The organism is Geobacter metallireducens GS-15 (assembly GCF_000012925.1).
Lineage (GTDB): Bacteria > Desulfobacterota > Desulfuromonadia > Geobacterales > Geobacteraceae > Geobacter > Geobacter metallireducens.
Genome location: NC_007517.1, coordinates 1,824,497 through 1,846,679, shown reverse-complemented (window position 1 = coordinate 1,846,679; position 22,183 = coordinate 1,824,497). Strand labels below are relative to the sequence as shown.

Below are 22,183 nucleotides of genomic sequence, written 5' to 3'. Positions count from 1 at the left end.
TCAAACTACCGTTAGACAGCTTTCGCCAGACCGGGACAGAGTTCCTCAGCCTGCCGCAGCAAGGCCTGAATCTCCGGCAGACGCACGATTTCGCATTGTTCCGCCAAAACTGCCTCCAGAATCTCATCGGTCGTCAGCGGATTGGCCAGAACGACACGTAAGACCGTGAGCTCCATGTCGTGGCGAGCCACATGCAGCCGTGTTCGAGAGACAAAGGTTTTACCCGCTTCGCGCTGATATTTCTGCAACAGCTGACAGACCTGATCAAGAAGTCCATTGATTGCGGCGCGCTGTTGGGCCGTCGCGTCGGTCAGGGCCTGCTGGATGGCAGGCGGACAGTAGCGGTAGGTGAGAATATTCAGTTCCGGTTCGCTGATCAGCTCGAAATCGGGATGGCGCTGGATCATGTCGGCAAAGGTGCGTGCCCGCTCGATCCCCATATCGATAAGAAGCTCGTACCCCTTGCGGCCAATGATCGAAAACCCGGCATGAACCAGCATCGCCTTCCCTGGCCGCGACCCTTCCAGGGTATGACTGCCCAGGTCCTTGGAGCCATGACGCAGGATATAGTTGGCATGATGCTCGATAGCCGAGAGGGCGGTGGGATCCTTGAAGACGACCATCCCCGCCCCCATCGGCACATAGAGCTGTTTGTGCCCGTCAATGGTAACCGAGTCGGCCCGTTCTATTCCGCGGAGCAGGTGACGGTGCCGGTCGGAAAAAAGGGTTGGCCCCCCCCAGGCGGCATCCACATGAAAATGACAGCCGAGCTCTTGGGCTAAATCGGCCATTGCCTCCAGCGGGTCGACGTTGCCGGTTTCGGTCGTCCCGGCGATGCCGACCAGAGCCAGCGGGAGGGTGTTCCGATCCTGCAGTCGCCGGCATTCTTCTCTCAACGCCTTGAGGTCGATACGGTTGTTTGCATCCGTCTTTATCTTAATCAGGTCATCCCTGCCGATACCGAGGAGGTCGGCGGCCTTGCCCAAAGAGTAGTGGCCGCGCTCGGAAACGAGAACGGCAATCCCGTCCGCGCCGCGATGTTTCAGGGCACGGGCCAACCCTTCCTGGGCAATGCCGCGGAACTCTCCGTCCGGAGCGAACAGGCGGTTGCGCGCCACCCATAGCGCCGTGACGTTGGCGAGGGTGCCGCCGGAGCAGAAGGCCCCCAAGGCATGCTGGCTGTTATGAATCCATTGCGGGTAGAAGTCGTCATTCCGGCCATAGACCAGGTGATGAAGCATGGCAAGGACCTGGCGCTCCATGGGCGTAAAGGCCTTGGATGTCTCCACCTTGACCACATTCTGGTTGAGGGCGGTCATGAGGCGTGCCAGCGGGAGCATGAAGTAGGGGAGCGCCGAGGTCATGTGGCCGACAAAGGCCGGTGAGGCGGTATGGACCGAGTGGGCGACGAGGTTCTCTTTGACGAATTCGGTATACTCGGAGACGTAGGTCGGTTCCTCGGGTATGGAGAAGGAGGAGAAATCCGCTTCGATCTCTTCGAGAGGGCGTTCGATGGCGACGATATGGGTCTGCAGGAAGCCGGCGACATCGCCGGCAATCGCCTGATCAATAGCGCCGAGGGTCGAGTCGGGTGCTTCCGGCACGGTGAAGATCCGGTAGAGGTTTTCCAGGCTGGCACGGGCTGCATCACGATTTTTCGGCATTGTTCGCTCCATCCTTTGAGCTGACGGTCGGACTTAACATAAAGGGAGTACCGGAAACGGTATGATTACTGCTCTTCTCCCAGGATGCAGTTGTCGATCAGCCTTGTCTTTCCTATCTTCACGGCCAAGGCGATAAGAGTTCGCCCGTTGGCCGTTTCGACTGTCTCAAGGGTGTCGCCATCGCGAAAATCCGCATAGTCGATGACGGCGCCGGGAACCTCGCCGATGACCCGGAGCACCTTATCCCGCAGCGTTCCAACGCTGCGCTCCCCATCCAGGAAGAGGTCCCGGGCCGTGGCAAGGGCGCGGCTGAGACAAAGAGCGTTTTTCCGCTCTTCGGGCCCCAGGTAGGCATTGCGGGAGCTCATGGCAAGGCCGTCCGCTTCACGCACAATGGGCATGCCGACGATTTCCACGTCCATGTTCAGGTCGGCGGCCATGCGGCGGATGACTGCCAACTGCTGGAAGTCCTTCTTGCCAAAGAGGGCCACGTGGGGCAGAACGATGTTCAACAGTTTGGCAACCACGGTGGTGACACCCTGGAAGTGGCCGGGGCGGCTCGCGCCACAGAGGGGACGCGTCAGTTCCTCCACGTTCACATAGGTCTGAAATCCCCGGGGATACATGTCGGACGCCTTGGGAGCGAAGATAACATCTACTCCCGCCGTCTCGGCCACGTTACGGTCCCGCGCCAGGTCGCGCGGATAGGCATCGAAGTCCTCGGTGGGACCGAACTGGGTTGGGTTAACAAAGATGCTCGTTACGAGGATATCGGCCCGCTTCTTCCCCTCGATCATAAGCGAGGCGTGTCCCTCGTGGAGGAACCCCATGGTCGGGACCAGGGAAATGCTTTTCCCCTCCCTTCGTGCCTCCCGCGAAAAGGCCTGCATCTCGGCTACGGTTTCAATGATTCTCATCTCAGCTGAATGAATGCCCCTCGTCGGGGAATTCTCCTTTCTTCACTTCGGCGATGTATGAGGAAACCGCGCTGGTTATCAGCGCATTGGCGTCCCCGTAACGTTTCACGAACTTTGGAGAGTATTTCTCGCACAGTCCCAGGATGTCATGGATCACAAGCACCTGACCGTCGCAGTGGGGCCCCGCGCCAATGCCGATTGTGGGAATGGAAAGCTCTTCGGTGATCTTTTCCGCCAGTTTCAGCGGGATCCCCTCCAGAACCACGGCAAAGGCGCCGGCTTCTTCAATGGCCTTGGCATCATCCAGAAGCCGCTGGGACTGCTCTTCCTTTTTCCCCTGGACCTTGTACCCCCCCATCCGGTGAATCGACTGGGGGGTGAGACCGATATGGGCCATAACCGGAATATCCATGTCGACAATGGCGCGGATGGTATCGGCCACATGGCTCCCACCTTCCAGCTTGACGGCTTCCGCCCCCCCATCCTTCACGAGACGGCCGGCATTGAGACGGGCGTCCCGCAGGTCGGTCTGGTAGGAGAGGAACGGCATGTCGGCCACAACCAGGGCCTTGGGCCGGGCCCGCACCACCGCCCGGGTGTGATAGATCATCTCGTCCATCGTGACCGGCAGGGTGTTGTCATACCCACTGAAGACAACGCCCACGGAATCGCCGATGAGGATCATGTCAATGCCGCATTCATCCATTACGCGGGTAAAGGGGTAATCATAGCTGGTGAGGACGGTTATCTTCTCGCCGGCTGCCTTCATCTTCTGGATGTCAATAATTGTCTTCTTGCGGTTCACGGTTGCTCCACACAACAAAAATGCGCCACCGGGGTTCCGGAGGCGCATGTACCAAGACCAAGAGAAAAAGCTATTTCCTTGTCGTTGCGGCTATTGCCATCCGTCCCGGTTCGTACGAATCCAGGCAGTATCAATTTGTCGTGAACAGATTTTCGACTCCGCCAGCGTTGCGGGTCATTTATAGAACACGGTTATTGTTTACCATAAATCAGATGAGACTGTCCATTAAATTCATTCGGCGATTTTCTTCATCATTTCAAGTTCTCTCACTACGGCGGAGCTTTCTCCGCGCCGAACTTCCATGTCTTCAAATATTTTGGTTACCATCTCGCCCACGGCTTCCACCGACTGCTTGATCTCGCTGCCGTCTTCCACCTGTTTGACGGTCGCCTTGACCATTTCCTGGGTCATTTCCTTAATCGTATCAACGGAACGGACAATGCTCATGGCGGCATCGGACTGCTCCTTGGACGCCTTGAATATTTGAGAACTCATGCTGCTCACGTTTTCGATGGAATGGGTGACAAGCTGCACGCTGCGGACCTGCTCTTCGGTTGCAATCTTAATTTCCTGGGTCATGTCCAGTGATCGGGCCGAACTCTCGTGAATCACCTGGAGCGATTGCCCCATAACCCCCCCCAGTTCCACCCCTTTCTGCACGAGTTCCTTGGAGGCGGAAATGTTCTGGGCGGCACTGTGGGACTCATTCATGATCTCTTCGATGATGCCGGTGATTTCACCGGTTGACTGACCGGTCTGGAGCGAAAGGTTACGGATCTCATCGGCAACAACACCGAAGCTCTTGCCGTATTCTCCGGCCTGGGCAGCGATGATTGAGGCGTTGAGAGCAAGGAGATTGGTCCGCTTGGTAATGTCGTTGATAACCCCTACGATGCTCTCGATACGGCCGCTGTTTTCCGTGAGCCGCTTCATGGCATCAAAGGAAAGCTCAACCGAACGCTGGATCTCGGCCAGCGACGCGATGGTCTCCTTCACCACACGCCTCCCCCGGTCAGCTTCCTCTTTTACCTTGCTTGAAACCTGGTGCGAGATCGCGGCACTCTGCTCAACATTCTTGATGGTGGAGTTGAGCTCTTCCATGGCCGACACCGATTTTTCGATAGATTCGGAAAGATAATCGAGATTTTTCGTAACCTGCTCGATGGATACGTAAATATTGCTCACCGACGAACTTGTCTCATCAACGGAGGCAAGGACGCTTTCGGCGGCGGATGCGATGTGAGCGGTACCGTCGGCAACAGAATTGACCGCATCCTTGAGATTTACTACGTAGCGGGAATAGTGGTCGCGGTTCTTAAGCAGGTCGGAGAAAGTGGTTTCCAGCTCAGAGGTGAGCGTTCCGATTGCCTTCAGGAGGTTGATCCGGATGATGGCCGAGGCTGCCTGGTCGGCGAAAAGCCTGATGGTGTCGACATCGGTGTCATTGAGAGGACGCCGGCTTTGCCGGTTGTCGATGCCGAATACCCCCACTGATTCACCCTTCACGATGATGGGGCAGAGAACAAAGCTCCTGGAGCGCAACGCACGGATGGCGTCGTAGGGAGGCTTGAGCCGGAAGTCAGCCGGATACGTGCTGAGGTCGTCGATCATGTAGATCTGCCGATCCGCAAAGCACTTGAAAATGACTCCGCTACGGATATCAAGAGGGATGCTGACTCCTTGGGGGTTGAAGTCCGGTGTGCCGACGGACGCCACAAAAGAAAGATTGGAGCGCCCTTCGTCGGCCATCAGGATGGAGACCCGCTCGTAACCGAGGACATCGTGGAGCCCTTCAGCGCACAGGAGCAGAACCTCTTCGATGTCAATGGATTTCTGGATTTTACTGCTGATTTGGTGAAAGTTTTTGATGTTGCTGTCGAGGGCACGGTAACGCTGTTCAAAAATTTCCTTTTGAGAAGCGACCTCCTGATGAAGAACATTCAGTTCCGAAGCCCGGCTATGGAGTTCATCAGTCGTCTTGCCGATATAGTAGCCGAGCACGGCGAGCACACCTGCGGTGCCGATTCCCATGTAGGTATACAGTGCGATATTAAAGGGGGATTTAACGATATCGCCAAAAACTCGCGACAGGAGAGACTGGTCGGGATTGGCGAAAAAAATCAGGCGGATGAGCGTCCACCCTATGGGGGCGCTGATACCCAGAATACACCCGAAAAGCCCGTAGCGAATACTTCTATTCTTCACGACAGCCCCGGAATCCATAAACGGTTTCCCTCCATGTGAATCGTACCCCGAAAGAGGTTCATACATAATAACATCGGTCGCTGCATGAGTTTCTTCAGAGAAATATCGTCACACTCTATAGCGCGGAGGGATTAAAGTCAATTCTCACTCCCTTCCGACATTGATTCCCAGCTCTTTGGCAGCGGTTACCATCTGTCCTCGGGGATCGACAAGTTTGAGCTTGCGGACAGCTTTTTCAATGGGAACGGAACGGATGGCTCTTCCCTTGAGACAGATCATCTCTCCGTACTGCTCCCTTTCGATAAGCTCAACGGCACCGATGCCAAATCGGCTCCCGAGACAGCGATCAAAGGTTGAGGGGGACCCTCCCCGTTGGAGATGGCCGAGCACTGTCACCCGGATGTCCATATCGAGACAGGAGGTAAGTTCGTGGGCCACAAAGTTGCCGATGCCGCCGAGCCGCTCGATTGCCATGGTTTCATCGGCCTTTTTTTGGACGACCCGCGTACCGCCCCGGGGAAAGGCTCCCTCGGCCGCCACCACAATGCTGAATTTGCTGCCTCGCCGGCGCCGGCCTTCAATGGCATTGCAGACGGCCTTCAGTTCAAAGGGGATCTCGGGGATCAGGATCACGTCCGCACCGCCGCTGATACCCGACTCCAGTGCGATCCAGCCGGCATAGCGCCCCATCACCTCCATGATCATGATACGGTGATGGCTCTCGGCCGTCGAATGGAGCTTGTCGAGGGCATCAGTGGCTGTTTCCAGGGCCGTGTTGTAACCAAAGGTGACATCGGTTTCCATTAGATCGTTGTCAATTGTCTTCGGGACGCCAACCACCGGCACCCCCCTTTTCATCAACTCCAGGGCGATCTTGAGGGAACCATCTCCCCCCACTGCCACGATGGCGTCGATCCCGAGGTCCTTGACCCGCTCCACAACCCGGTCGGACACATCAGTCAGCACAGTTTTACCGTTAACCTCAATGGGGTAGGAAAAGGGATTGCCCCTATTGGAGGTGCCAAGGATCGTTCCTCCCCGCGGAAGGATTCCCCTCACGTCTTCAAGCCCCAGTGGTCTGGGGGTTCGGTCGTAGAGAAGGCCGTCGAATCCGTCCTCGATACCGACCACCTCCCATCCCCTCCCGATGATGGCGCTCTTCACCACGCCCCGTATCACCGCGTTGAGGCCGGGACAGTCTCCCCCTCCCGTAAGGATGCCGATCTTCCGTTTCATGGTTTCCCCTCCTGAAGAAAACTCCTTGCCAGTGCGGCACTGCCGAGAATCCCACCGTCGTCTCCCAGGGAAGCCTGGCGGATAACGAGGCGCTTGCCCGGAATGGGAAAGGCCCTGGCAAGAACTTCCCGTCTCATGCTCTCGCACAGGAGGTTGAAACTCGAGGAGACTCCTCCCCCGAGAATTATCGCTTCGAGATTAAGGAGATTGGCAACCGACGCGGCAGCGATCCCCAGATACCGTCCGGCATCGGCGAAGAGGCCCAACGCCGCCTGGTTACCGTCCAGTGCCGCAGCGGCAAGTATTTTGGTTGAAATGGCGTCCATGTCGCATTGCGCCCCGAATACATCCTTCTGTTGGCAGATCATCTCTCTTGCCGCGGAAACCAGGGCGCTTGCGGATGCGTACTGCTCGAGACAACCGCGGTTGCCGCAGGGACAGGGCCTCCCCTCGGATTCCACGGTCATGTGGCCAAACTCGCCTGCCACCCCGTCGATTCCGCTCCAGACCTTGCCGTCGAGGATCAGACCTCCCCCAACGCCAGTGCCGAGGGTAACCATAAGAAATGACCGATAGTCCCTGCCCGCCCCGTAGACGCTCTCTCCGAAGGCAAACGCGTTTACATCGTTCGCCACCACTGCGGGGAGCCCGCTCATGGCCTGAAGCTCATCCCGCAGATTTACCCCGTCCAATGGCCTGAGGTTCACCGAAACATACACATGGCCGTCATTGGCAATGAGTCCCGGCACCCCTGCCCCCAGCCCGGCAGGTTCGATGTTATTATCTCTGGCCGCGAGCAGCAGGGACTCAATCCCCTTGCCAAGGCGCGAGAGGAAAGAGGATCGACCATGGTGGATATCGGTCCTGCTCTTGGTTTTGTGGATAATGGCGCCCCGTTCATCAATGAGAGCCATGCGGAGATTGGTACCTCCTATGTCTATGCCGATATAGGCGCGCTTGTTGCCATTCATGGGAGCAGAACTCCTCGTGCTCTATTGCGTGCGGGCCGCAAAACGGGGATAAAGCCGGTCGTAGGTAGTCAGCAACCCTTCAGGGACAACGCGTACGTCGGCGACAACCGTCATGAAATTTGTATCGCCATTCCAGCGCGGAACGATATGGATATGGAGGTGGTCTTCTATCCCTGCCCCGGCTGCCCGGCCGAGATTGAGCCCGATATTGAATCCCTGGGGTGAGGCTTCCTCCTCAAGAACGCTTCTGCAGAGCCGAACGGTTCGGAAAAGGTCAAGCATCTCGACGTCCGTCAGGGAGTCCAGTTCCGCAGTGTGGTGTCGTGGCGCCACCATCAGGTGACCATTTGTATAGGGATAACGATTAAGCATCACCAACGATAACGGCGTTTTGTAGAGAACAAGATTCTGTCGATCCTCGTCCGTCCGTGCATCCAGGCAAAAAATGCAGCCATGCGGCTTTTCATCGAGAATATAATCCATGCGCCACGGCGCCCAGATTCTTTCCATCACTCCCCCTTCTCCGCGGTTATTTATCTGTCCACATCACGGGAATTATCAACGAACTTTGCTTCAAATACAAGTATTCACGAGACATTTCACCCCGCAAACTAAATAAAATGTTTTTTTAGCGATACTGTAATTTGACCTTGACAAAGGACTAAAACAAGGTCTAAGGTGTCTCAATTTTATGAGAAATCAGCAAAATAAAACCGTGTAACACGGCTGAATTAAAGCGAAGCAATTTTTATTATGACTGAAATTTGTCCACAAAGAAAGGAGCAAGGAATCACATGAGCAAAAAACAGGATGCCCTGGAATACCATTCGAGCGGACGCAAAGGAAAGATAGAAGTCGTCGCCTCGAAGCCTTGCCTTACCCAGCGGGACCTCTCTCTTGCCTACTCCCCGGGCGTTGCCGAACCGTGCCTGGAAATCGAGAAAAACCCTGAGGATGCTTATAAGTACACCGCGAAAGGAAACCTGGTCGCCGTAGTCTCCAACGGCACCGCGGTCCTGGGGCTCGGGAACATCGGCGCCCTTGCCGGCAAACCGGTCATGGAAGGGAAAGGCGTCCTCTTCAAGCGCTTTGCCGACATCGACGTCTTTGACATCGAACTGAACACCGAGAACCCCGATGAGGTGATCAAAGCCTGCCAACTCCTCGAGCCCACGTTCGGCGGCATCAACCTGGAGGATATCAAGGCCCCCGAGTGCTTCTATATCGAGGAAGAGCTCAAGAAGACCATGAACATCCCGGTCTTCCACGACGACCAACACGGCACCGCCATCATCTCCGCCGCCGCCCTCACCAATGCGCTGGAGATCATCGACAAGAAGATCGAGGATATTCGCATCGTGGTGAACGGGGCCGGGGCCTCGGCCATCGCCTGCGCCAACCTCGCCATCTCGTTGGGGGTGAAGAAGGAAAACCTCGTCATGTGCGATACCAAGGGTGTCATCTACAAGGGACGCACCGAGGGGATGAACAAGTATAAGGAACGCTTCGCCGTGGACACCCCTCTGCGCACCCTGGAAGAGGCCGCGACAGGGGCCGACGTCCTCTACGGCCTCTCCTCCAAGGGGGCATTCACGCCGGAGATTGTGCGCAAGCTGGCCAAGAATCCCATTATCTTCGCCATGGCCAACCCGGACCCGGAAATATCGCCGGAAGAGGCCCATGCCGTGCGGGGCGATGTCCTCATCGCCACCGGCCGTTCCGATTATCCGAACCAGGTGAACAACGTCCTCGGCTTCCCCTTCATCTTCCGGGGAGCCCTCGATGTCCGGGCCACTACCATTAACGAGGAGATGAAGAAGGCTGCTGTTTTCGCCCTTGCCGAGCTTGCCCGTGAGGAATGCCCCGACTCGGTCTGCCGCGCTTACGGCAACGTGAAGTTTTCCTTTGGCCGCGACTACATCATTCCGAAACCCTTTGACCCCCGTGCCCTCCTGCGGGTGGCACCGGCAGTTGCCAAAGCGGCCATGGAATCGGGGGTGGCCCGCCAGCCCATCGAGGATATGGAGAAGTACGTTGAGCATCTTGAGTCGTTGCAGGGTAAAGCAAAGGAAGCCCTGCGGATGATCATTAACAAGGCCAAAGCCGATCCCAGGAAGCTCGTCTTCCCCGAGGGAGATAACGAAAAAATCCTCAGGGCGACTCAGATTCTCATTGAAGAAGAGATTGCCAAACCGATCCTCATCGGCAACCAGGACAAGATCCGGGAAAAGATGGCGGAACTGGGACTCGACTTCAACGGCAGTGTCCAGATCATTGACCCGGCCACCTTTGAGCGTTCCGAAGAATATGCCCAGGAACTCTTCAGCCTGCGGCAGCGCAAGGGACTGACCCTCACTGAAGCACGCCGGATCATGACCCGCAAATCCCGCACCCATTTCGGCTGTATGATGGTACACATGGGGGATGCGGACTGCCTCCTCTCCGGCATCGACACCCATTACCCCGAGACCATCCGTCCGGCCCTTGAGGTCATCGGCAGACAGCCGGGTCTGTCCAGCGTGCACGGTCTCTACATGATGGTCTTCAAGAAGGGGATTTATTTCATGGCCGATACCACGGTCTGCATCGAGCCGACTCCGGAAGAACTGGCGGAAACCGCCATTCTTGCGGCGGAAAAAGTCCGCATGCTCGACATCGAGCCGACAATCGCCATGCTCTCCTTCTCCAACTTCGGCTCCGTCAACCATCCCCAGGCCCAGAAGGTCAGGCGTGCCGTCGAGATCGTCAAACAAAAGGCTCCCGATCTTATCGTCGACGGTGAAATGCAGTCGGACACCGCAGTCGTCTCGGAGATGCTGCAGAAGAGCTTCTCCTTTGCCTCCCTCAAGGAGGCGGCCAACGTCCTGATTTTCCCCGACCTGAACTCCGGAAACATCTGCTACAAACTCCTCCACCATCTAGGCGGGGCTGAAGCGATCGGTCCGATTCTTATGGGAATGCAGAAACCGGTTCACGTCCTCCAGCGGGGTGACGATGTGAGCGACATCGTGAACATGGCGGCGCTTGCAGTGGTGGATGCCCAGAATTCGTAATAGCTTCACATAAGAAATGCAGAACAACGAAGGGGGCCATGAGCCCCCTTTCTCTTGCCATCCGTCTGGATACTTTGATAAAATTCCGTCTTAATCATATCGACTGCGATCCCCTTGCACGGGAGCTTACCGATGGAGCATCACCCGCACTTGCACAGGCCCGCCAGGACTCTGTTCGTCGGAACGTTAGTCCTCTCGCTGGCGCTACACCTCTCTTTTGCCGCACTCGCATCACTCTTCCCCGGCCGTCTTACCGGCCTCGCGTCGGAGTCGATCGTCATGGTGGATCTTACGGATGCCGCCGCCCCACTGACAAAGCCCCCGGTGGGAGCAACAGCCGTTCAGCGACCTGTCTCACCGGCCCAGAAACAGATGGTGCTCCCCACGCATGAAGAAAAAGCCCTTCCCGAGCCTTCGCCGACGCCCATGGAGGAACTTCCTCCTCCGGTGCCCCCTCAAACCAGTGTTTCTTCCCTTTCTGACGGCCTTACCCGGGGATTTTTCAGGAGCCTTGCCGACGGAGAAACTCTGCGCGGCGATGTGCGGGAGTACTATTTTGAGCTTGTGGAGCGGGTTAACGAACAGTGGTGGGATGCGGCGAGCGGTACTGGCATGGAACCGGGACGGCAGGAGGCCCTCGTTACGATTACCGTGAGAAAAAACGGGGAACTTCTGGATGTGCGGCTGATTAGAAGCTCAGGCAATGATCAGTACGACCGGCTGATCATGGATACCCTTCAAGCAGCGTCCAATCTCCCTCCACTGCCGGACAGCTACCCCGGGGAGTTCTTTCAGGCCCCCTTGCGCCTCATGGCCCCCCGAGGCCTCCTCTTTTCGTAACAACTGAGGCTCTTGAAAAGAATTGTTTTGCGAGAGCTTCAACTTTCTGTTTTTTCCCAAGGGGCCACTCTACAGAAAAGGAGCGGGAATTACCCCGCCCCTTCCTCTACCTCGTCGAGATCCAGCAGTTCCAAATCGGCTGCGTCATGGGTATCTCCGTCAGACCGAAGAATGGCGATCTTCTGCGCAACGTCCCGGAAACCGGGGTTGAGCGCCAAAGCTTCGCGGTAGCCCGCAAGGGCACGGGTCCTATCTCCGATCATTTCGTAGAGAAGTGCCAGTTCATAGGTCAGGCAGAGTCGCTCTTCGCGGTTAAGCCCCTCCACGGCGAGCCCTGAGCGGAAATACTCCTCGGCTTTGGCTGGATCCCCCTTCTCTCGAGAGCAGATCCCCTGAAGGGTGATACAGTCTGCAAGGCGGCGCGGATCACGGGCGGCAGACTGGAATTCAACTATGGCGTCGTCGAAAAGCCCCATCTCTTTGTAGGCAATGCCGAGGCTGTAGTGTGATTCGGTGTCATCCTGGGTGAGTTGTTCCCCGACCCCCTTCTTGAAGGCGGAAAAAAGGCCGTCGAGGCCATATTTGTCCGGCTTTGGCATCGGCGAGTCGAGGGGTGGAGGAGGAATGACATCCTCCAGTTCACCATCGGTGAAATCGAGGGAAAGCCCCTCGGAGAAAGTCGTTTCTCCGGGCTTATCCATGGCACTGTCAGGTACCCCGTCGAGCCAGTCGGGAGTAATCGACGAAAAATCGGCTAATTCTACTTCTACCTCACGGGTCTCTTCCTCCGACGAGTCATCAAACCTGATGGGACTCTCGTCGGCTTCCACGAGGCTCATCCCCTCATCGTGCAGAAACGACGGAGACTCTGAAGCCTCCCCTTCGGTTGGCCGATTCCCCTCAACGGAGGCACCATCACTGTCAAAGGAGATGTCGATCTCCTCTTCCCATGGAATGTCTTCGGCAGGGGGCTCTTCCATGACAGAATCCGACTCTTCGGGCTGAGGAGCAAAATCCGCTTCTTTTTCCGGCTCCGCCACGTCCGGCACCTGTTCAACCATAGGTTCAGGCTCATCGACACCCGCTGTCCCGCGAATTCTCAAAAGCCCCTCGGCGATGCCGGGATGATCGGGCGAAAGATCTCTGAACGAGAGATAGAACTGCTCAAGGGTTTCCGGTTCCGCCTTTATAAGTTCCGGCTCAACGTGGCGGAGCACCCGAACTGCTTCATCAACATTCCCTTCAGCTTTCAGGCTGAAAAGGAATCCCTTGATGGCCGTGATCTCACCCGGGAAGCGCTTGATTATCTGACCATAGGCCCCCTTGACCATGGCTGGATCAGCCACCGCACGGGCAGCGTCCGCCAGAAGGTAGAGCGCTTTTGGGTTCCAGCGGTCATCGCCGACGATCTGTTTCAGCACGGGGATTGCGGCAGCTGCCTTTCCGTCCCTGATCTGATTTTCCGCTACAGTGAGAAGAAAGTCCTTACGGTCGGGGAACATGCTTGCTATCCGTTCGCAGACGCGTGTGTAAGCCGCATTGTCTCCCTTCGACCTGAGTTCACGGGCCAGCTCCGTGTAGTCATGATAGGCGTCGTCAATCAAGTTTGCCCGGTGCCGCGTCTCGGCGAGTTTGAGCCGAATATTCAGATTATCCCGGTCGGCTGCGAGCATCTTTTCAAGAACGGCAACAGCGTCGATGAAGCGGTTGCTCCGCTCGTAGTGATCGAAAACGAATTTGTATTCTGCAAGGGCATTACCGATGAGACCCTGTTTTTCGTTGAGGGCGCCAAGGGTGAGGGAAATGTCCAGGTTGGAGGGGGTAAGCTTCTGGATTTGTTTGTAGACGGCAATCGCCTTGAGATAGAAGCCGTTGTCCGAATAGTATTTGCCAATGACCTCGAATTCCTTGAGCGCGTCATCTTTGCGGTTTGCGCGCACCAGTAACTCGGCGTACTTCTGGCGGACCCGTACGTCTTTCGGGTCTATGGCGACCGCTTGCTCATATTCCCGGAGAGCGCGGTCCAGCTGACCCTTAACCAGGAATTTTTGTGCGTTGTCGAGGAATTTGTCTTTCTTGGGACTCAAAGCCTATCCGGATCCAGCCATGATTTGGTAACGAATATCGTTTGTAAACTAAAGGAAACAGGGCACCTTGTCAAGGTATATGAACCGCCCGGAACTACCTGAAATCAGTGCATCAGCCTTGCTTGCCAGGCTCCTTCCGCCTCCCATCGCCGATAGTATTGATGATCTGTTTAAGTTGCCGGCATTCTTCCCTGGAGAGCCGTCGGTCCCGATAGATTGCTCCACCCCAAATATCCACGAAAATAGCTACTGCGGAGTCATCAACCATATGCGCAAGCTCATGAAGTCCTCGCGATCGATGATTGCGAGGGATTCCATAAACTTTCTCGACCCTTGCAAGAAAGCTCCGCAGTATGCGCTCTTCCGGAGTCCTTCCGCTTCGAGCCGTAATCCACCAGACAGAGAGTGTCAGGACTGCGGCAAGGGCAAGTGCCTGGGGAAGCAGACGGGGATCAAGGGCGAGGGAGAGCCCCTTGAACTGACGGTTTGCACGACGGATGAAGTCAACCTGTTTCTGGAGGTCATAGGTAATGACCGCCTGGTTCCAGTACCAGGTGAATGAATCCAGCAGTGCCGTGATCTTAGTGGCAAAACCGCGGCTGGATGTTGTGGTGCGATCAAAGTTGGACGCGAAGGAGCTCGGATCGACCCGCACCCACCCCCTTCCCTTAACAAACGCCTCGACCCAGACATGGGCCCGGTCTTCGGTTACCGCGTAGTATCCGCCAACATCATTGTAGTCGCCGCCGTAGTACCCTCCTACAAGCCGTGCTGGCACCCCTGCCAGACGGAGGAGGGTCGCGAAGGAAGAGGCGAAGAATTCGCAATGGCCTGTCCGCCTCACGAACAAAAAGGTATCCACTGGGTCGGCAGTGACGGGAAGACCGCTGGTTGCGTACCGGAAACCCTGCCGCCTGAACCATGTCTCGACACGGTTCAACCGCTCCTCATCGGTCGGGCTGCCGACCGTGAACTCCCCGGTCAGGGCAGCGATCCGAGCGGAAACCCGTCCGGGGAGGCGAAGGTAGTGAGATCGGTCAATCCCCCGGGGGACGGGAATGGCGCCGGTGAGCACCGACCTCGCCTCGTAGCGGATCCGACCGCTCCCCGACGGTCGCCGGGTGAAAGTGAAATCGGCGTCCTGGCTTGCCCTCACACCGTCAATCTGGAGCGGTACGTCCAAGGCCAGGAGATAGCTGTTCCGTGACGGTTCAGGGTAAACGACCTGACGAATTGTTTTTCCCCGGGGAGTGGCGGAAACTTCAACGAGGCGCTTTCCACTCCGCACCCAGGTGGCGCCGGAGATGGTGTCAAAGACGATTCCCCTCCAGTAGAGGTCATTGCGGCCAAGCTGCTCGCATTCAGCCCGGAAAGCTACAGTCTTCACGTCGCCGATGCTCGACGCCTTCCCCGGTTCGACCCTGTCGCTGAAGCCGGTGGCCCGCTCTCCCGGGACATTGAGAAAGTTGAGGAGCGGGTACTGGGTTCGGGGAAGAATGACAAAGAATATCAGGAGCAACGGCACCGAGGCCGCGGGCATGGCAAGAGCCACGCCGATCACCCGCGCCAGACTTCTCCGCGTGAGGCGCAGGCGCGCATCAACGGAGTGGAAGGTAAGAAGAACAAGGGAGACGGCGATCAGGCCCAACTGAAGAAAGAGGTAAACGAGGAATACGGCGCTCAGACTGAAGAGGGACGAACCGGCCAGGGCGAAGAGGGCCAGGGCGAAGATCTGAAGGAGGTTGCGCGGAGTCTTTTCATTCACGAGCCGGACAGAGAGCAGCACCACGAAAAAATTGACCACCGGCGCCGCGGGGTTTGCCATGCTGAGTTGCATAAAGTAGACGACAAAGAAGATGACGGTAACGACGGTTGAGGGTATACCGGTAAATGGGTATTTACCCTTCCGGTCCAGAAATATCCCTGCCGCGAACGCCAGAGGAAAGGCGAGCCGCACCGCAAGGTCCACGTGGGGGGCCACCGGCAGGTAGCCGAGAGCGGCAACCGCATAGGCGAGGACGGTGATGAGGGAGCTAACAGGAACCATGGAGAGCGAGTTCCGTGAGGAGCTTGAGTCGGTGCAATCGGGAGGTGTCGGGTCCGATAACCTTAGTGCCGGTGATAAGCCCCACCGGACGGTTTACCCTGATGGAGCGATTCACGATCCAGGCTCCGCACGAAAGCCTCTCGTCCAGACTCTGGCCCGGGAGTTGTGCAACATCGATCATGAGAGGGACGTCGGCCAGGGAGGTCAACCGCTTCACCTTGAGATTCTCGTGGCGGGCCGAGAGGCGCCAATGGATCAGTTTCAGCGGTTCGACACCCGTGTAGTCGGCGATGGTCTCCATTTCCCCCTCATAGCCCCGTCCGACGCTCCGGGCGGCCCCCCTGCTCCGCGCATCTGCCGGACCTTCCGGCGGCCCGCAGGGGCGGGGCCGGGGAAAGACGATGCAGCGGGCATCAAGCGGGAGCGTCGTGCTCCTGATAAAGAAATTTATCGGGAACGGTGAACTGACCACAGCCTGAATGAGTTCTTTCCGCCCCCTCCCCTTAAACGTCATCGCCAGGGTGCCGGATTCGGTGGCACTCCGCTCCACCAGGTGAAAATCGGCGTGGGCCTCTTCCACTCCAATCCGCAACAGAAACGAGGGGAGCAACCGCTTACGGTTTTCCACCATGAGCGTCACGTAGGTCTCCTGGCCGTCGTAGATCTCATCGGGGAGACGGACCGCAACGTCCAGATACCGGATATTGAGCCAACCGAGGATCCCGGAGACGGTCATGAAGCCCAAGAGGGCCGACACCACGAGGAAAAGGAGGTTGTTCCCCGTATTGACCGCAGCGAAACCGAGCAGGAGCGTGATGGCGATATAGGCGGCGCCGGCCCGCGTGAGCTTCAGGCCAGCGGAACCGGGATGGCGTTCAGGACGGCGTTTAATAGCTCCCCCTTGTCCAGGTTCTCGTTCTCCATGGTGAGGATGAGGCGGTGGGCACCCACTGGTACGGCAATGGCCTTCACATCCTCGGGAATGACGTAGTCTCGCCCCTCCAGGTAGGCATGCGCCTTGGCGGTTTCGGCCATGCCGATGGCCCCCCGGGTGGAGATCCCCGAGGAGATAGCGGGATGGTTTCGGGTGGCGGCAACGATGGTGTAGAGGTAATCAACGACGGTGTCAGAGAGATAGACCCCTTCCTTCACGGCACGCTGGGCCTCGGCGATGTCATTAGCCGAAACGAGCGGTTCAAGGCTCTGGATCCCATCCCGGATACTCCCTCCCTTGATAATCGCCTTCTCGATGATGTCGGGGGGATAGCCAATACCGCTTCTGACCATGAACCGGTCGAGCTGGGACTCGGGAAGCGGATAGGTTCCCACCTGCTCCACAGGGTTCTGGGTGGCTATAACAAGAAACGGTCCCGGCAGATGATGGGTCGTCCCTTCCACGGTCACTTTCCGCTCTTCCATGGCCTCCAGAAGTGCGCTCTGGGTTTTGGGCATGGCCCGGTTGATCTCGTCCACAAGCACCACGTTGTTGAAAATCGGCCCCGAGACAAAGGTGAACCGACTCTCTTCGCGATTGAAGATGGAAAGCCCCGTGATGTCGGTGGGAAGGAGGTCGCTCGTGCACTGGACCCGGCCGAAAGAGAGCCCCAACGCTTTGGCCAGGGCCAGCGCCAGGGTGGTCTTGCCGAGGCCGGGAATGTCCTCAAGAAGGATGTGCCCGCCGGAAAGAAGGGCGATGACCGAGAGCCGAACCGCCCGCACCTTTCCCTTCAGGTAATGGGTGGCCAGGGTATCGATGACATGGAGCATCTCGGCCCGTTTTGCAAGATTCATGGTGGGCGCCTTTCGGGCAAAAAGTGCTTTCAGCCAGACAATAGTACCACACTCCCGAGAGCAGAGGAAAGGCCCACGGCCGGAGCGGTCCGTCCCCTTCCCTTTTCGCGGGATTACTGTTAAGATGCTTCGTCTTTTACACAAAAAACAGCGGAGATTTGATCACTATGAACTATATCAGTACCCGGGGTGCCATCGCCCCCATCGGATTCAAGGACGCGGTCATGATGGGACTCGCCACCGACGGCGGGCTTCTGCTGCCGGAGACCATCCCGGCCCTTGGCCGCAACACGCTCGAATCGTGGCAAAGCCTCTCCTACCAGGATCTGGCGTTCAACGTGATATCCCTCTTCGCCGATGACATTCCCGCGCAGGACCTCAAGGATCTCATCGACCGCTCCTACGCCACCTTCTCCCATCCGGAGATTACACCGGTGGTGGAAAAGGACGGTGTGTACATCCTGGAACTCTTCCACGGGCCGACCCTTGCCTTCAAAGACGTGGCGCTGCAGCTCCTCGGCAACCTCTTCGAGTACCTGCTGAAGGAGCGCGGGGAAAAGATGAACATCGTCGGCGCCACCTCGGGCGACACCGGCAGTGCCGCCATCTACGGCGTCCGGGGAAAGGACAAGATCAACATCTTCATCCTCCATCCCCACGGCAAGACCTCGCCGGTGCAGGCCCTGCAGATGACCACGGTGCTCGATCCGAACGTGCACAACATCGCCGCGCGGGGGACCTTTGACGACTGCCAGAACATCGTGAAGAGCCTCTTCAGCGATCTCCCCTTCAAGGAAAAGTACTCCTTGGGCGCCGTCAACTCCATCAACTGGGCCCGGGTCCTGGCCCAGGTGGTCTACTACTTCTACGCCTACTTCCGGGTTGCCGCGCTCTTCGGCCAGGAGGTGGTCTTCTCGGTTCCGACCGGCAATTTCGGCGATATTTTCGCCGGCTACGTGGCAAAGCGGATGGGTCTGCCGATCAGACGGTTGATCCTGGCCACCAACGAGAACAATATCCTCTCCCGGTTCATCAACGGGGGTGACTATTCCCTCGGAGACGTGGTGGCGACCGTATCCCCGTCCATGGATATCCAGCTGGCCTCCAACTTCGAGCGGTATGTCTACTACCTCTTCGGCGAGAACCCCGCCCGGGTCCGCGAGGCGTTCGCCGCCCTCCCCACGAAGGGGCGGATCGACTTCACCGAGGCCGAAATGGAGAAGGTGCGGGATGAGTTCCTCTCCCGCTCGGTGAACGAGGATGAGACCATCGCGACCATCGCCGCCTTTCACCGGGAGACCGGCTACATCCTCGACCCCCACACGGCGGTCGGCGTCAAGGCGGCCCTGGAACTGGTGCAGGACGGCACTCCCGCCGTCTGCCTCGCCACGGCTCACCCGGCCAAGTTCGCCGAGGCGGTGGTCCGTGCCGTGGGTTTCGAGCCTTCCCGACCGACCTCCCTGGAAGGAATCGAAGCCCTTCCGAGCCGATGCGACGTGCTCGATGCGGACCGCGACGCCATAAAGGCATTCATCGAGAAAAAGGCCCTGTAGGGCCTTTTCCTTTTAAACCGATCCCCATGACTATTGACTGGAATCAGATCGATACGGTGCTCCTCGACATGGACGGCACCCTCCTGGACCGCCATTTCGACGATCATTTCTGGCTCGAGCACGTGCCGAAACGCTACGCGGCCAAGAACGGCATCCCCCTCGATACGGCCAAGAAGTCCCTCTACGCCCAATTCCGCTCCCAGGAGCGGACCCTCAACTGGACCGACCTCGACTACTGGTCCGACCGGCTCGGGCTCGACATCCCGCTTCTGAAGCTCGAAGTAGAGCACCTCATCGCCGTCCATCCCGGCGTGGTGGAATTTCTTCTGTTTCTCCGGCAGCACGCCAAGGAGATCTGGCTGGTGACCAACGCCCACGGCAAGACCCTTGACATCAAGATGCGCAAAACCCGCATCGGGCCCTACTTTACCGGCATCGTCTCGGCCCACGAAGTCGGTCTCCCCAAGGAAGACGTGGCTTTCTGGGGAATGCTCAGGAAGACCGTCCCCTACGACCCGGCCCGTACCATGCTCGGCGAGGACAGCGAGACGAACCTCGGCACGGCGGAAGCCTATGGTATCAGCCACCTCATCTACGTGAGCCGCTACAGCTCGACGGTGCATCCTCTCCCCTCGGAACGGTTCGCGTCAATCCACTATTTCAACCAGCTCATCCCCTCGCCCGACACCTCATCGGTAAGCCTCAACCCATGAAAAAAGGCGGCCTGTTCGGGCCGCCTTTCACGTTTCACTGCTGTAGCTCTCCGTCTATTCCAGATTGTCCTCAATCCGGATGACCTGGCTCTTCTGGGTAATGATATCAAAGGTGTCGATCTCGTCGAGGGCCGTCCGTACATCGCTTTCCCTGGCCTCATGGGTCATGATGACGATGGGGACCTCCTCGCCGGCCATGCGGCCGCTCTGGACCATGGACTCGATGCTGATGTCGTACTTTCCGAGAATCCCGGAGATTCTCGCCAGAACACCGGGCCTGTCCACGGCGCTGAAGCGAATGTAGTACTTGCTCTCGATTTCCCCCATGGGCTTGAGCGGAAGAGTGGCGACCGCCTCGTCACAGTAGCCGAGAGGAGCACAACGACGGCCGATGCCCGCCACGATGTTGCGGGAGACCTCGATGATATCACCCACCACGGCGCTGGCGGTAGGGTCCATGCCGGCACCGCGGCCATAGAACATGACCGGACCGATGAAGTCGCCGGTGAAGCGGATGGCGTTAAAGGCGCCATCTACATCGGCCAGCGGATTGTTGACCGGGATCATGGTGGGGTGAACCCGGGCCTCCACCCGGTCGCCGTCCCGCTTGCCGATGGCCAGGAGCTTGATCTTGTACCCGAAGTCCCGGGCAAACTTGATGTCAACGGAGGAGAGGGAACTGATTCCTTCCGTATGGATGTCGCTGAAGGTGACCCGGGTCCCGAAGCAGAGGGAAACAAGGAGCGCCAGCTTGTGGGCCGTGTCCACCCCCTCGATGTCGAAGGTGGGGTCAGCCTCAGCATAACCGAGTTCCTGGGCCTTCTTGAGAACGTCGGCGAAGTCCACCCCCTCCTTGGTCATTCGGGTAAGTATGTAATTGCATGTTCCGTTCAGTATGCCGAAAACAGTGGAAAAATTATTGGCTGCCATGTTCCCGCGTATGGCGGAAATGACCGGGATGCCTCCCCCGACCGCGGCCTCAAACAGAACCTCTACCCCCTTGCGGGCCGCGGCAGGGTAGATCTCTTCACCGTGGAGAGCCAGAAGCGCCTTGTTGGCGGTAACCACATGCTTGCCGTTTTCGATGGCCTTGAGCACGAAGCGCTTGGCCGGCTCATAGCCGCCGATCAACTCGATCACCACGCTGATCTCCGGATCGGTGAGCACCTCGTCGGCGTTGGTGGTGAGAATGTCCGCCGGAAGCGCAATCCCCCGGTCGGTGGTTATATCCAGATCGGCGATCTTTTTCAGGGTAATCCGGGCGCCCACCTTGGCGGCGATCAGATCGGCATTGGTCATGAGCAGCTTGGCGACCCCCGTACCAATGGTCCCCAGGCCGAGAAGGCCCACCTTTATCTCGTTCATACGTCCTCGCTCAGTATGGAATGACGCGATGCAATGGCTGGAGCTACCCCTTGTCGGGGAGGGTCGAGGCGACCTCGTCGAGGATGCCGTTGATGAAGGCAGGCGAATCCTCGGTACCGAATTTTTTCGCCACTTCGATGGCCTCGTTGATGGTGACGTTCTTGGGGATGTCGCCACGGTAGAGGAGCTCGTAAATCGCAAGCCGGAGGATGTTGAGATCCACCTTCGCCATGCGGGAGATGGCCCAGTTTTTCGACTTCTCGGTTATCGTTGCGTCGATAGTTTCGCGGTGCTCAAGAACACCGCGAACCAGTTCGTCGGAAAAAGCCCGCCCCGCAGCGGTCCCCGGCTCGGCTTCGTCAAAGACCATCTCAAGAAGCGAGGAGGCCTCACCCACGGTATAATCGCGGGAGTAGAGAAGCTGAAGGGCGATCTCCCTTCCGAGGCGTCGGGCACCCACTAGCGGAACTCCCGGAAAACGCGGACGGTTTCAATGGCGGTCATGGCGGCGTCGAAGCCCTTGTTGCCGGCCTTGGTGCCTGCCCGCTCCACGGCCTGCTCGATGGTATCGGTGGTGAGTACGCCGAAGGAAACCGGAACGCCGGTTTCCAGCGACACGTGGGCAACCCCCTTGGAGACCTCGGCGGCCACGTAGTCAAAATGGGGGGTCGAGCCCCTGATCACCGCGCCGAGACAGATGATGGCGTCATAGCTCCCTGTCTGGGCCATTTTCTTGGCGGTCAGGGGGATCTCGAAGGCGCCGGGCACCCGGGCCACATCAATGGTCGCCTCATCTGCTCCGTTACGAACCAGGGCATCGAGGGCCCCCTCCAGAAGGCGCTCACCAATGAAGCTGTTGAAACGGCCCACGATGATGCCGAACTTGAGCCCCGTGGCATCCAGTTTTCCTTCAATAAATCGCGGCATGATAAATCC

Annotated in this window: 18 protein-coding genes; 4 read left to right on the top strand and 14 right to left on the bottom strand. The window is 57.9% G+C overall.

The window, feature by feature from the left end:
* Positions 1-11: 11 nt before the first annotated feature.
* The 7 genes from panP to GMET_RS08230 all read right to left on the bottom strand — a co-directional run bounded on the left by panP (position 12) and on the right by GMET_RS08230 (position 8,308).
* The gene (gene panP / locus GMET_RS08260; RefSeq protein WP_004511420.1) at positions 12-1,664 is read right to left on the bottom strand and encodes a pyridoxal-dependent aspartate 1-decarboxylase PanP; all 1,653 of its coding nucleotides are present in this window, start codon (positions 1,662-1,664) and stop codon (positions 12-14) included.
* Positions 1,665-1,729: 65 nt separating this feature from the next.
* Positions 1,730-2,581 carry a pantoate--beta-alanine ligase gene (gene panC / locus GMET_RS08255; RefSeq protein WP_004511421.1) on the bottom strand — a complete coding sequence of 284 codons (852 nt, stop codon included), beginning with the start codon at positions 2,579-2,581 and terminating at the stop codon, positions 1,730-1,732.
* A 1-nt stretch (position 2,582) separates the two neighbouring features.
* Complete coding sequence (gene panB, locus GMET_RS08250) at positions 2,583-3,386, bottom strand: 3-methyl-2-oxobutanoate hydroxymethyltransferase (RefSeq protein WP_004511422.1); 804 nt, start codon at positions 3,384-3,386, stop codon at positions 2,583-2,585.
* A gap of 231 nt (positions 3,387-3,617) precedes the next feature.
* Positions 3,618-5,609 carry a methyl-accepting chemotaxis protein gene (locus GMET_RS08245; protein WP_004511423.1) on the bottom strand — a complete coding sequence of 664 codons (1,992 nt, stop codon included), beginning with the start codon at positions 5,607-5,609 and terminating at the stop codon, positions 3,618-3,620.
* Positions 5,610-5,735: 126 nt separating this feature from the next.
* Positions 5,736-6,827, bottom strand: a complete 1,092-nt coding sequence (locus GMET_RS08240; RefSeq protein ID WP_004511424.1) for a 6-phosphofructokinase — start codon at positions 6,825-6,827, stop codon at positions 5,736-5,738.
* The gene (locus GMET_RS08235) at positions 6,824-7,798 is read right to left on the bottom strand and encodes an ROK family protein (RefSeq protein WP_004511425.1); all 975 of its coding nucleotides are present in this window, start codon (positions 7,796-7,798) and stop codon (positions 6,824-6,826) included. Before GMET_RS08235 ends, GMET_RS08240 begins: the two co-directional genes overlap by 4 nt.
* Positions 7,799-7,819: 21 nt before the next feature.
* Complete coding sequence (locus GMET_RS08230; protein ID WP_004511426.1) at positions 7,820-8,308, bottom strand: HIT family protein; 489 nt, start codon at positions 8,306-8,308, stop codon at positions 7,820-7,822.
* A gap of 284 nt (positions 8,309-8,592) precedes the next feature.
* On the opposite strand from GMET_RS08230, the gene GMET_RS08225 reads away from it, so the two are divergent.
* Together GMET_RS08225 and GMET_RS08220 are read left to right on the top strand one after the other, a co-directional pair.
* On the top strand, positions 8,593-10,851 hold the full coding sequence (locus tag GMET_RS08225) for an NADP-dependent malic enzyme (RefSeq protein ID WP_004511427.1): 2,259 nt from the start codon (positions 8,593-8,595) through the stop codon (positions 10,849-10,851).
* Positions 10,852-10,983: 132 nt separating this feature from the next.
* Positions 10,984-11,691: an energy transducer TonB gene (locus GMET_RS08220; protein ID WP_004511428.1), complete on the top strand. Its 708-nt coding sequence runs from the start codon at positions 10,984-10,986 to the stop codon at positions 11,689-11,691.
* A gap of 89 nt (positions 11,692-11,780) precedes the next feature.
* On the opposite strand, the gene GMET_RS08215 is transcribed toward GMET_RS08220, so the two are convergent.
* The 4 genes from GMET_RS08215 to GMET_RS08200 all read right to left on the bottom strand — a co-directional run bounded on the left by GMET_RS08215 (position 11,781) and on the right by GMET_RS08200 (position 17,616).
* Positions 11,781-13,778: a tetratricopeptide repeat protein gene (locus GMET_RS08215; RefSeq protein ID WP_004511429.1), complete on the bottom strand. Its 1,998-nt coding sequence runs from the start codon at positions 13,776-13,778 to the stop codon at positions 11,781-11,783.
* A 112-nt stretch (positions 13,779-13,890) separates the two neighbouring features.
* Positions 13,891-15,825 carry a transglutaminaseTgpA domain-containing protein gene (locus tag GMET_RS08210; protein ID WP_004511430.1) on the bottom strand — a complete coding sequence of 645 codons (1,935 nt, stop codon included), beginning with the start codon at positions 15,823-15,825 and terminating at the stop codon, positions 13,891-13,893.
* The gene (locus tag GMET_RS08205; RefSeq protein ID WP_238379000.1) at positions 15,812-16,561 is read right to left on the bottom strand and encodes a DUF58 domain-containing protein; all 750 of its coding nucleotides are present in this window, start codon (positions 16,559-16,561) and stop codon (positions 15,812-15,814) included. The genes GMET_RS08210 and GMET_RS08205 overlap by 14 nt, the downstream gene beginning before the upstream one ends.
* A 113-nt stretch (positions 16,562-16,674) precedes the next feature.
* Positions 16,675-17,616, bottom strand: a complete 942-nt coding sequence (locus GMET_RS08200) for an AAA family ATPase (RefSeq protein ID WP_004511432.1) — start codon at positions 17,614-17,616, stop codon at positions 16,675-16,677.
* Positions 17,617-17,783: 167 nt separating this feature from the next.
* Here GMET_RS08200 and thrC point away from each other — a divergent pair, with 167 nt between their 5' ends.
* Positions 17,784-19,169, top strand: a complete 1,386-nt coding sequence (thrC, locus tag GMET_RS08195) for a threonine synthase (RefSeq protein ID WP_004511433.1) — start codon at positions 17,784-17,786, stop codon at positions 19,167-19,169.
* A 26-nt stretch (positions 19,170-19,195) separates the two neighbouring features.
* Positions 19,196-19,882 (top strand): HAD family hydrolase, encoded by a 687-nt coding sequence (locus GMET_RS08190; protein WP_004511434.1) that lies wholly within the window; start codon positions 19,196-19,198, stop codon positions 19,880-19,882.
* A 54-nt stretch (positions 19,883-19,936) separates the two neighbouring features.
* Here GMET_RS08190 and GMET_RS08185 read toward each other — a convergent pair whose 3' ends face one another.
* Genes GMET_RS08185 through ribE form a run of 3 tightly spaced genes read right to left on the bottom strand, consistent with a single transcriptional unit; the run spans position 19,937 to position 22,174 of the window.
* Positions 19,937-21,247: a homoserine dehydrogenase gene (locus GMET_RS08185; RefSeq protein WP_004511435.1), complete on the bottom strand. Its 1,311-nt coding sequence runs from the start codon at positions 21,245-21,247 to the stop codon at positions 19,937-19,939.
* Positions 21,248-21,290: 43 nt separating this feature from the next.
* A complete protein-coding gene (gene nusB, locus GMET_RS08180) occupies positions 21,291-21,707 on the bottom strand; it encodes a transcription antitermination factor NusB (protein ID WP_004511436.1) in 417 nt (138 codons plus the stop codon).
* Positions 21,707-22,174, bottom strand: a complete 468-nt coding sequence (gene ribE, locus GMET_RS08175) for a 6,7-dimethyl-8-ribityllumazine synthase (RefSeq protein WP_004511437.1) — start codon at positions 22,172-22,174, stop codon at positions 21,707-21,709. Before ribE ends, nusB begins: the two co-directional genes overlap by 1 nt.
* Positions 22,175-22,183: the final 9 nt, after the last annotated feature.